Annotated in this window: 8 protein-coding genes, 2 pseudogenes and 1 other annotated feature; of the genes and pseudogenes, 6 read left to right on the top strand and 4 right to left on the bottom strand. The window is 36.7% G+C overall.

The window, feature by feature from the left end:
• From PY093_RS13040 to PY093_RS13050, 3 genes and pseudogenes are all read right to left on the bottom strand, one after another.
• Positions 1-705: pseudogene (locus PY093_RS13040) on the bottom strand (IS1595 family transposase); the annotation flags it as partial.
• 58 nt (positions 706-763) lie between these two features.
• Positions 764-1,129, bottom strand: a pseudogene (locus tag PY093_RS13045) (MFS transporter); the annotation flags it as partial.
• Between the two features lie 349 nt (positions 1,130-1,478).
• Complete coding sequence (locus PY093_RS13050) at positions 1,479-1,904, bottom strand: SRPBCC family protein (RefSeq protein ID WP_275646308.1); 426 nt, start codon at positions 1,902-1,904, stop codon at positions 1,479-1,481.
• 1,223 nt (positions 1,905-3,127) lie between these two features.
• On the opposite strand from PY093_RS13050, the gene PY093_RS13055 reads away from it, so the two are divergent.
• From PY093_RS13055 to PY093_RS13065, 3 genes are all read left to right on the top strand, one after another.
• Positions 3,128-3,412 (top strand): M20/M25/M40 family metallo-hydrolase, encoded by a 285-nt coding sequence (locus PY093_RS13055; RefSeq protein WP_275646309.1) that lies wholly within the window; start codon positions 3,128-3,130, stop codon positions 3,410-3,412.
• A gap of 185 nt (positions 3,413-3,597) precedes the next feature.
• On the top strand, positions 3,598-4,530 hold the full coding sequence (locus PY093_RS13060; RefSeq protein WP_275646310.1) for a D-2-hydroxyacid dehydrogenase: 933 nt from the start codon (positions 3,598-3,600) through the stop codon (positions 4,528-4,530).
• 961 nt (positions 4,531-5,491) lie between these two features.
• Positions 5,492-5,711 (top strand) — a binding site (T-box leader).
• A gap of 61 nt (positions 5,712-5,772) precedes the next feature.
• Entirely contained in the window at positions 5,773-7,479 is a 1,707-nt protein-coding gene (locus PY093_RS13065; protein ID WP_275646311.1) for a 2-isopropylmalate synthase, read from the top strand.
• 510 nt (positions 7,480-7,989) lie between these two features.
• Here the strand turns inward: PY093_RS13065 and PY093_RS13070 are convergent.
• Entirely contained in the window at positions 7,990-8,904 is a 915-nt protein-coding gene (locus PY093_RS13070) for an SDR family oxidoreductase (protein ID WP_275646312.1), read from the bottom strand.
• A gap of 156 nt (positions 8,905-9,060) precedes the next feature.
• Between PY093_RS13070 and PY093_RS13075 the strand changes: the two genes are divergently transcribed.
• The 3 genes from PY093_RS13075 to PY093_RS13085 all read left to right on the top strand — a co-directional run bounded on the left by PY093_RS13075 (position 9,061) and on the right by PY093_RS13085 (position 11,638).
• Positions 9,061-9,231, top strand: coding sequence for a hypothetical protein (locus PY093_RS13075; protein ID WP_275646313.1), 171 nt, complete (start codon positions 9,061-9,063; stop codon positions 9,229-9,231).
• A gap of 615 nt (positions 9,232-9,846) precedes the next feature.
• Positions 9,847-10,716, top strand: coding sequence for a cation diffusion facilitator family transporter (locus tag PY093_RS13080; RefSeq protein WP_275646314.1), 870 nt, complete (start codon positions 9,847-9,849; stop codon positions 10,714-10,716).
• A gap of 145 nt (positions 10,717-10,861) precedes the next feature.
• Positions 10,862-11,638 carry a 2-keto-4-pentenoate hydratase gene (locus PY093_RS13085; RefSeq protein ID WP_275646315.1) on the top strand — a complete coding sequence of 259 codons (777 nt, stop codon included), beginning with the start codon at positions 10,862-10,864 and terminating at the stop codon, positions 11,636-11,638.
• Positions 11,639-11,959: the final 321 nt, after the last annotated feature.

The raw sequence follows: 11,959 nt of genomic DNA on the forward strand, positions 1-11,959 counted from the left end.
TGCCCCTAAACGATGGAACCATTCACCTTTGAATTTTCTTCGATTAAATCGATAACAAAATTCGTCTAGGTAGGATTGGAGATGCTTGGAGTCAAGTCCGTGATACGTTCCACCAACAAATGCTTTAGCATTTGAAAGAACAGTGTGTAGCCAGTGAAGATGGTCTGGACTTTCTTTGGCATTGAATACTTGATACTCATGTTTAAAACCAGCACCTTTGAGTGATCGGTACGAATGATAGGCATCGCTGCTAATTGTTGAACCTTTTTGGATGTTGTTCTCTGCAAAATCAATCAAGGTTTCCCGCTTTATGTTAGGGACGACCTTCATTTTTAGAAAAAGAGGATGTCCTTGTTTGTTCAAGGATAAACCTACTAATACCTTGGTTTTGTCTGTGCCTCTCCCGCGCTTTCCGCCTTCGGACGGCGCACCAAAGAAGGCATCATCTAGCTCTACGATTCCTGCTAGCGTATAGTTTGCATCACGTTTTCTCATTGCTTGGCGAATCTTATGAAGCATAAGCCAAGCGGTTTTATACGTTACTTCAAGTTCTACTGAAAGCCTTGTCGCAGATACACCACGTTTATCATGAGCGATCATATAGATGGCTAAGAACCATTTAATTAAGTCAGTTCTTGTTTTTTCCATCACAGTTCCGACAGTGACAGTAGCTTGATACCGGCACTTTTTACATTCATAAAGCTTGTGCTTACGCGTTTTTGTTTCAAAATACATCCACGGGGCAAGCCCGCGTGGTTTTACGGGCTATTTCTATAACAAGACCACCAGCTGCTGCAAATCCTTGTAAAAAACGAGCTCCAATAAAAAGATAAATAGATGGAGCAAGGGCGCATATTACGGAAGCTAGTAAATATAAGAATAGAAAAATAAGCAATGGCTTCCGACGACCTAGCACATCACTCATTGGACCAATAAATAATTGTCCTATTCCTAGACCCAATAAACATGTCGTTAAGCTGATTTGTACTAGGGATGCTGTCGTTCCATAATCCTCCACAATCGTCGGAAATGATGGTAAATACATATCGATCGTGAATGGACCTAATAGTCCAAGTGATCCTAAAAGCAGTGCAAGTTGTAAACGTTTCGTTCCTGTAGGTTTATTCATGTAGTTTTCGCCTTCCTAATCTGTGTTTAGGACAAGGGAGTTGTCCGTCGGTACCACTATGTACGATTTTCTTATCGTAACAAGCAACAGATTTATCCGTCAATTTTTATGGACTTTAACATATTTGAAAAAGTCGAGGCGATGGAGAAGATTTTGCGGAAGTAATAATTGAAATTCCGATTACTCGAAAATAGCTGTCTTAAATTATCGGATTGAGTTGCACCCTAGTTTAGCTAAAGATGTATGTTAGTAGAATAAAGGCCATAATAAAAATGCACATCTGCAGTTATTTTATATTAACAGATGTGCCATTAAATGTCTTATGAAAATAGTAACTGGAGGAGCTATTTTAATCGTTAGCTTGCTCAACATAATTTTTAAAATTATTCAAAATAGCCTGCCATCCTTGTTGTTGAAACTCAATCGGATGTGTAGTCTCGGCATCGAAAGTTTCAATTACTATGGTTTCGTTTTCCTGATAATTAAAATTGATTTTTACTTTTCTTCCATCGCCCATGGTGTAAGCAATAACCTCATGTATTTTTACTTCATCATAGATTCCACCAAAATCGAAACCAGCACTACCATCTTTGGCTTCCATTCTTGAAACGAATTTTCCACCTGTTCTAAGATCATTTTCAGCAAATGGAGTGTACCAATCTTCTGAAGCATTGTTCCATTTTGTTATGTGATTTGGTTCTGTCCAATACTTCCACACCTTTTCTAATGGTGCATGAACTGTTGTTTCCACTGTGATTTTTTTAGATGTTTGCATTTTATTTCCACCTCTACAAATACAAAAATTTAATGAAATTTGTTTACATAAAGTGCCTGGATATATTATAAATGTTCCCAAGTGTTTTGACTATTATAAATTGGGAATAAATAATTTGTAAAACTTTTCTTATTTCCTTTGCGTAATATTAAACGAGGTGGAGAAGTAGTTGAGGAAAGCTAATAATAGATAGGTATTATTTTAGCCAAAGACAAACTCAAGGACCAAGAGATGAGGGAATCAGCATGGTTTAATAAATAAGCGGAGAAATTTCTCTTAATTACGAAATAGCACTTAAAATAGCTTAAATAGACGGAAGAATTCCGGCTATTTACACAAAAAACGTCAAAATGGATCATTTTGCATTGCTTAAGCGGAATACCTCCGCTTATATACCTCGAACCAAGCCTTATTACGCAGTTTAACCGGAAAATCTCCTCTTATTTTAACGATCACTGGTTACTAAATTCAGGAGATGACTTCTGATGTATATGGAAATGTATTTCTACGGGTTTTGATCGAAAGTTGGGCTAAGACTTACCCTTTGGTCATTACATGTTAAACAAACTAATTTTTCTTCATAATCTGGGCAATGATTAAGTTTGAGATGCCGTTTATGCTAGACATGGAGGGGCGGAAGGAAGAATATAACACACCATTAGGGGAACTAATGGGTGTAATTATCGTCTCTCACACAGTAGCTAAGTAACTACTACTATAGCAGAGTTTATCTTTGTAAAATCTAGAAAAAAATAGTATAGTCTATTAAACAGAATATACAAAAAATTAATTTCAAGATAACCCTAGTTATACTTTATAAAGAGGGATGATATAAGATGGAAAATAAAAATCTAGAATTAGTAAAACAGCTCCGTCATGAATTGTATCAGCATCCTAAACTCTCCAACCAAGAGGTATGGACCAAAAAGCATTAAATTGAATTTCTTAAAGAGAATACACAACTGGAAATCGTAGACAAGGGTAAGTGGTTTTACGCGATTTATCAGGCAGGAGAAGATAAAAAAAACATTGCATTCCGTGCTGATTTTGATGCACTTCCGATAGAGGAATCGTTTGACATTCCACATGCTTCACTGTTCTCTGGGATATCGCACAAATGTGGACATGATGGCCACTCTGCATGCCTTGCTGGGTTTGCACTAGAAATCGATCAAAAGGGTGCAGATCTTTCTATTACTCTAGCAGAAAAGTACGGTCTCAAAGTGAGCTTTTCGTATAATGATTGTTTCCCAGAAACAGTTAATCACAAGGAAAGCTCTGATAAGATACATAAAGTATGTCAAACTAAGGGGATTCAGTTAGTTGAAATGAAGGATGCCTTCCGTGCGTCTGAAGATTTTGGTTACTATTTAAAAGAGACAAAAGGTGCAATCTGCTACATCGGGAACGGAGAAGATCATCCTCACATCCATACTTCAGAGTATGATTTCCCAGACGAAATCATCGAAACAGCAGTTGAACTTTTTAAAGGGCTAACTGAATTGTAATTCAATCGACTTAATAATTTCTTTTTCGATAAATTCCCCGACGGTAATTGACAGAATCTTTAATATATTGTCAGTTCCTGCGCTTGCCTAGGAAATATATAGTAAGTACTGAAGCTGCAATCGTATTGATTAAAACGTTACTACGAAACAAAAACTAGTTCAAATAATAGAATAGGAGAGTATCCATGATAATAAATAATATTGTAATAGTAAGCCCGATGTATAAAGAAATTCAAGCTTTAATAGAAAGTGCCCAACTACAGAAAGAATTTCGGTATTTACCTGAAGATGAAGTAACAGATAAAGATCTAGAGTGGGCTGATGCGTTTCTTTCTTTTAAAACGAAAAACACCTATGATTATAGCAAATTCAAATGGGTACATTCTCTAGGAGCAGGGGTTGATAGCTTCTTATTCAAAAAAGAGTGGGATGAAAATGTCCTGTTAACAAGAACAATCTGTTCATTCGGACAACGGATTGCAGAATACTGTTTGAGTTACATATTAAAAGATTTACAGTTTCACGCTCAATTCTATCAGTTGAAAACTGAAAAGAAATGGAATCCTATTACACCAAAGCTTCTACATGAAGCAAAAGTCATGATCTATGGAACAGGAGAGATTGGTCAAAAAACGGCTCAAGTTCTTTCTTCATTAGGGGTAGAAGTGTATGGTGTTTCATTAAGTGGAAAAGACAAAGAATTTTTTAAAGGAGTATTGCCTGTTGATTCACATGATTCACTTTTAAATAAGATGGATTATGTTATTAATACCTTGCCACTAACGGAAAAAACAGAAAACCTGTTTAATGAACAAATCTTTAAGTTTTTAAATAATGTAGGTTTTATTAATGTAGGGAGAGGTGCTTCCCTAAATGAAACAGCCCTTTTAGCTGCAATGGATGAAAACCAAGTAAGATTTGCAGTTCTTGATGTATTTGACCAAGAGCCACTACCAGTAGATAATCCTTTATGGAATCATCCAAACGTGACGATCACACCGCATATATCAGCTGTAACAACACCTTGTGAAGCAGTGGATTGTTTTATTGAGACACTTGAAAACTTAGAATGGAATAAACCACTTCGTAATAAAGTTGATGTTATAAAAGAATTTTAACAGAAACATTGGGAAACAAGGGGGACGTCTCTATTGCTCCCTTTCATTCTTCAGTTTTGTACCATCGAAATATCGGTGCCAATCAGCATTACTTTAACTTACTGGTGATAGGTACCATTTTTTTGAAATTTTCATTTCTTTGGTATCAATTAATAGGCTTATTTGCCGACTTCACTCTGCGAAAGTTATGTAATAAGTGGGAATTATGAAGTGAATTTTTCATTTTTGAATGATAAGAAAGTATAAAAGTTTGTACCTAGTTTTAGTGCCCTAGCTCCGGGCGCCATCGGACCTAAGGTCATAAGCCAAACCGTCTTCTTTTAATAACCTTCTACAATATGTTACGATTTAAAGCGCTAAAGTGGATTAACAGAAAATTCATTTTAGCATAGGTCTGTATCTATCTAAGTAAAGAGGTGATTACATCGCCTTTTTCGTGTAAATAGGAGGGACTAAACAAAGAGGTTCATTAATGGTGAACTAAGTCAATCATGTATGGGTAGATACACTAGAAGGAGCACAACATGAAGCTGGGGATCTTATTCAACCAGTTGAAGCTGAACTTTATTCCTAGGATAGGTGTAAGTGGCGAGATCGCAGGACTAGTAGCTGAGTAAAATCTGGTCGAAATCACGATTCAGAGATTACATTATATAAATCGGTAGGTGTATCCTATATGGATACCATTGTAGCTCCCAGAGAGTATGAAAGGGCGGTTCAATAAACTATTTATACGAAATCAGCTTAAATAGGTAGTAGTTAAAAAAAGAGTATTCCTAAAACAAAAATAACCCTCTAGGCATGATTAGGTGCCGGATCATCACTAGTTTAAAACCTAACCTTTTCTTACACCAAATGTTCTAAGAAAAGTTCTGACTAAATAGGAGCAAATTTATAAATTATGGCTTGAATAATATCTAAAACCATTATAAAATTAAAATAATCAGATTAATATAATAAATAAAACACTATGAACGGGAGTATTAAGGAATATTTATTGTATAGAGAGCTGTCGGCTGGTGAAAGACAGTCAATAAATTCCCCAACTCACCCAGGAGTGGTAAGTCCGATTTGTAGGTCTTAACGGTTGACTGCCGTAATATAGTCTTTTAGTGGGTTCGTTGTTTTTTTAATGAATCAAAAAGAGTGGTACCACGTAGGTAAAGCCTGTCGTCTCTTATGAGATGATAGGCTTTTTTATTTTTAATTAAACTAACTATCATGGAAAAGGTGGGAGTCAGAATGAAAAATATTGAAAAATATTCTAGAGGTTACTTTATGCCCCCAGTAAAAAGCCTGAAATGGACAGAGAAGGAATATATTATGGAAGCTCCTACATGGTGTAGTGTGGATCTTCGAGATGGAAATCAGGCTTTGGTTGTCCCTATGAGTCTGGAAGAAAAGTTACAATATTTCCAATTGCTTTTGGAAGTAGGTTTTAAGGAAATAGAAGTGGGTTTTCCCGCTGCCTCGGAAACAGAATACGCATTTTTACGTACATTGATTGAACAAGATTTGATTCCAGATGATGTGACAATTCAAGTATTAACACAGTCAAGAGAACACATTATCAGTAAAACATTTGAAGCACTACAAGGTGTGAATAAAGCAGTTGTGCACCTGTACAATTCCACATCTGTGGCACAGCGTGAGCAAGTATTCAAAAAGCCTAAAAAACAAATTATTGATATTGCTGTAACTGGAGCAAAAATGCTTAAGAAATATGCTGCCAAAACAGAAGGGGATTTTCAGTATCAGTATTCCCCGGAAAGTTTCACGGGGACAGAGGTGGAGTTTGCACTTGATATTTGCAACCAGGTACTTAATGTATGGCAGCCAACAGCCGATAACAAGGTAATTATTAACCTCCCAGCCACGGTGTCAATGTCCATGCCTCACGTTTACGCAAGTCAAATTGAGTATATGAGTGACCATCTTAACTACCGGGACAATGTGATCCTTTCACTCCATCCACACAATGACAGAGGAACTGGGGTTGCAGACGCAGAGCTGGGAATGCTTGCTGGTGCGCAAAGAGTTGAAGGAACATTGTTTGGAAATGGAGAACGAACAGGTAACGTAGACATTGTAACACTTGCATTAAACATGTATTCACATGGAGTAGATCCAAAACTTAATTTTGATAATATCCCTAAAATTATTTTTAGGTATGAAAAGTTGACAAAAATGATGGTTCACGAAAGACATCCATATGGAGGAGAACTCGTCTTTACTGCATTTTCAGGCTCCCATCAAGATGCCATTGCCAAAGGAATGAAATGGCGTGAGGAAAAAGAACGTCAGTATTGGACTGTACCTTATCTACTGATTGATCCGATGGATATTGGCAGAGAATATGAAGGAGATATCATCCGAATTAACAGCCAATCCGGTAAGGGCGGAATCGGTTATGTGCTTCAGCAAAAGTATGGACTTGATCTGCCTGCCGAAATGCGTGAAAGCTTTGGATATAGTGTTAAAAATGTTTCGGATCGTAAACATAAGGAGCTTATGCCAAATGAAATCTATGACATTTTCACCAACGAATATGTGAATATTAATACCCCTGTCGAGTTTATCAATTACAGATTTACTCAAAATGATCATTACGAAACAATTGTATCGATCTTGATGAATAAAGAAGAACATGAGTTTATCGGTGTGGGAAATGGTAGACTAGATGCTATCAGCAACGTTCTTCAAAACCAATTGGGTATCCATTACAAAGATCTAATCTATAAGGAGCATGCGCTAGAAATAGGCTCAGGATCAAATGCTGTATCTTATGTAGGGATTACCGCTATGAATGGTGATGTATATTGGGGCTGCGGAATTGATGCTGATATTATGACCTCATCTGTAAAAGCCCTGTTTAGTGCCGTTAACAACATGATAGTTAAATTACAATTACCTGTTGAAAAAAAGGTTATCTTTTCAAATGGCTCTTAAAAATTGTTGTTTTTAAATAGATTCTTTGAACAAGAACTGTTTAAGGTTGATAGAAGCGAAAGGTCCAGGACTCCTGCGGGAGAGCAGCGGGAAGGTGAGCCCAACAGGCGCTGTACGCCGAGTATGCTCACCGCCCGCCTCGCACAAAGCGATTCCTTTCGCCTCCAATCACCCATTCCCCACTATTTGTTAGAAAGCAACAAAATTTGTGGAAACAGCCTTTCAAAAAATAACTGAGAAATGTTTTCGGGGATAATTAATTTCCTTACCCTGATTGTTTAAAAACAATATTGATGTTGATAAAAAAAGGTAAAAAACTATATTATAGTAGTAAAATTATCGGCTATTTAATAGATCCTATAATAAAAAAGCCTGGAGTTTTGTTAATTAGGTAGTTCCTAAAATGTGGAGAAAAACTAAAAAAAGGGAGAAATCACCTAGTAACTTCTTGCATCGCTGAAGCCATTAGTTCAATAACCTCTGCATCAGTTTGATATACTTTATAAGGTGTTAACCAAACACCTGCCCACCATTAACATGCATCGTCTGTCCAGTTACAAATCTAGAATCATCTGATGCAAGATAGACAAACGTTGGTGCAACTTCAAATGGTTGGCCTTGGCGGTCCATTGGATTTCCAGCTAGTGGTACTTGATCTGCAGAAAAGCTTGATGGAATAAGGGGAGTCCATATTTTTCCTGGAGCAATCGCATTTACTCTAATTCCTTTGCTAACCAAGTTTCGTGCCAAAGCACGGGTAAACCCAACGTTTGCTGCTTTTGTCGCTGTGTAATCCATTAATTGTTCATTACCGTAAAATGCAACAACGGAAGCGGTATTAATAATCGAACTCCCAGCTTTTAAGTATTTTAGTGCTGCACGAGTAGTGTAAAAATGGGAGTAAATATTTACTTTAAAGGTATCATCAAACTGTTCATCGGTAATATCTAGTAAGCTATGTTGTTGGAATTGGATACCAACATGATTACAAAGGATATGAAGTTCACCAAACGTTTCAATCGTCTTTTCGACTATATCGATACATTGCTGTTTTTTTCTAAGATCACCTGGTAATAATAGGCAACGCTGTCCAAGCTCTTCAACTCTACTTTTTGTGCGATTTGCATCTTCATGCTCATCTAAGTAAGCGATGGCTACATCGGCACCTTCTTTTGCAAAAGCAATCGCGGCCGCTGCACCCATACCACTGTCACCACCTGTTATTAGAGCTACTTTGCCTTTTAATTTCCCACTGCCTTTATAGTTAGGATTCTCGATAATCGGTCTTGGTACCATTAAATTTTCGACCCCGGGTTGACGGTATTGACGTTGTTCAGGAACAGTAAGTGCAATGTCTTCATAGCGCGTTATTTTTCCGTAGTTGGGATACAATGGATATTTTTCGTTGGTTTTATCTTCAGCCATTTCTGGTCATCCTCCTAAATAAAACGAATGTCAGATTACATTATGTTAAATAGGCGACTATCGTGCTTGACTAGTGATTCAACTAACTAGTACAGGCTCATTACCTGAGTAGGCTGAATACGATTAAAAGAAATAGGATCTTAGGAGGGTAGCGTAATGCAATTTTATTACAATCCTGAAGTAAAGTTATTATTAATACCTCAGTCCAAAGAAATAGAAGAAATGATATATGCCAACAATAAGAACAAATTCAATGTTCCTAAAATCGGACCTAGACCGCCATACTATTATAATCCGAGGTATGATCAGTATTATCCGGTTATTTAGTTTTAAGGTACAACTAATGTTAGCGAGCGAATAATCAGTTTCAGAAACATGCATTACTCACTCAATTTCGAATTGTTTTGATAGGGAAGAGGTCAATAGTTTTGCTAGTCTGAATCCTTGTATTGTATCAAAGGGTTCAGACCTTTTACTCATGGAGAGAGTTGTTAATAAATACATACGCGAAAAAGTTTTTCAGAGGAAATTGTTTGAAGATGGTATAGAAAAAGTTATAACTACAATAAATTTATCGTGAATAAAATTGTGAATAAGTGCCAGTCCCTAGGGCGTTCTAGAGGGACTGGCATTTTTTTAAAGAATTATCCTAGTTGGTTCAATACTATTATTAATTTGAGTTAATAATAGTATAGCTCATCATTATGGGGCAACATCTATAGGGACAAAATAGAAAAAATCGATTCCTTTCTAATCAATCCAGAATGAGCTACACGTGTGTTTTTAATGTTTTGGTGTAATTTTCCCAAAGACTTATTTCCCTTACGAAACACTTTTATATGTAGTCCATTTATTTCAAACGACACAAAAATGTTACTATAGACCCACTCATATTTAATTTGATATCCTATTCAAGTACTGAATTTATATGGAGGGCGAAGGATGGAAAATGAAAAGTATCATGATCTGAAATTAGGCGAACGTGGAGCAATCATTAGTATTATTGCATATATCGTTCTTTCTATCATGAAATTAGTTATTGGCTATATGACTGACTCTGCTGCTTTGAAAGCAGACGGTCTAAACAATGCAACCGATATCATAGCATCTATTGCTGTACTTATTGGACTAAAGCTTTCACAAAGACCACCTGATAAAGATCATGGTTACGGTCATTGGAAAAGTGAAACAATTGCATCAATGTTTGCTTCTTTTATCATGTTAGCCGTTGGTCTACAAGTGTTGGTTGATGCTATTACCTCTTTGTTTCAAGGTGGAAAAGAGTCACCTGACATTACTGCTGCTTACGTAGGCATTTTTGCTGCAATAGCCATGTATTTTGTTTATCGTTACAATAAAAAATTGGCTATTAAAATTAATAGTAAAGCCGTGATGGCAGCCGCAAAAGATAACATTTCAGATGCTTGGGTAAGTATAGGAACAGCTGTAGGTATATTGGGTTCTCAATTTAATATGCCTTGGCTAGACACATTAACTGCCTTTATTGTAGGATTATTAATATGTAAAACAGCTTGGGAAATCTTTAAACAAGCTTCTCATGAACTTTCAGATGGATTCGATGAAAATAAGATTCAACTTTATCGGGATGTCATTTCAAAAGTAGATGGAGTTAAAGGAATAAAAGAAATTAAAGGGAGAAATTATGGAAATAATGAAGTAATAGATGTAGTGATACTTGTAAATTCAACTTTAGACATTAGAGAAGCTCATGATATCGCAACCCATATCGAAAAAGTCATGATAAAAGTTTACGGTGTATATGATGTTCATGTTCATGTAGAGCCACATTAGGGACGAAGAAAGCTCGTCTCTCTTCGGGAAGCAGGGACATTCCCTAAATTGGTATTACCTAATTTGCAAATATCATGGATGAGAGGTTGCCAGACGACAAACCTGTCCCTACGTCCCAAAAATTCAATGTGAAAGGTGAGTTAAAGTGACTAACACTACATACAACAATAAATTAGAGGAAACAATACTAAGTGCATATAAAAACAATCAGCCCCTTTCCAAAGAAACCTTTCCAGATGAGCTAGAAAAACCAGCGGCTTATCAAATTCAACACGAAGTCACTACTAGAAGAAGAACAATTAACAATGAGGAGCTTATAGGGTATAAAATCAGTTTAACGAGTAAGCAAACCCAAAGTTTGTTCAACTCAAATACACCTCTATATGGCGCGTTAACAACTTCTAATCTTTCTAATGGAAATATATTACTTAATGACATGTTCTCTCCTCTTATTGAAATCGAGCTAATGTTCCTTGTAAAAGCGGATCTTTCGACAGAGGATAGTTTGGATGATATTCTTGCTAAAACCAGTGTTGCACCAGGACTTGAAATTCCAGATTCCCGTTTTACAGACTGGTTCCCAAAGCTTACTTTAGGGCAGATAATTGCGGACAGTGCAGTTGCAGGTAAAGTAATTATAGGTACTCCTATTGAAGGACTTACGTTTGAAAAACTAAATGATGTGCCTGGTACCCTGAAATTTAATGGCGAAGTTGTTGATAAAGGATCTTCAAGTCAAGTTCTTGAGCATCCTATCAATGCGATAAAATGGCTGATAGACGAACTAGCCACCACTGGTCATACAATAAAGAAGGGGATGGTTATCTCATCAGGTACCTTTATTATGCCTAAAGTATTAGAAAAAGGAAGATACGAAGCTACTTATGAAGGGATCGGAGAAGTTAGCCTTGATGTTATGTAACAGGGACGGAGGGACAGGTTTTTTGTCCGAGTGAATTTTTTTCTTTTAACCAGATAATTAGGGGACGGTGTATCTTTATTTTAGAAAGGTTTAACTTGGGTGAAGACTACTTTGACAAACAGAAACAACAATCAATTGTACGCCATTCTCTTGCCTAACTTCTCGCCGAAGGGAATCTGAACTTGAAAAAGCCGGCAGTTGGGCTTTCTCAAAAGATAAGAAAGTATAATAGTTTGTACTTAGTTTTAGTGTCTAGCTCCGGATGCCCTCGGCTCTATGGTATAAGCCAAGCCGATAGGCGGGCGCCCTGCGCTTTTCTTA

The sequence above is a fragment of the Cytobacillus sp. S13-E01 genome, from assembly GCF_029193815.1.
Classification (GTDB): domain Bacteria; phylum Bacillota; class Bacilli; order Bacillales; family Bacillaceae_L; genus Bacillus_BV.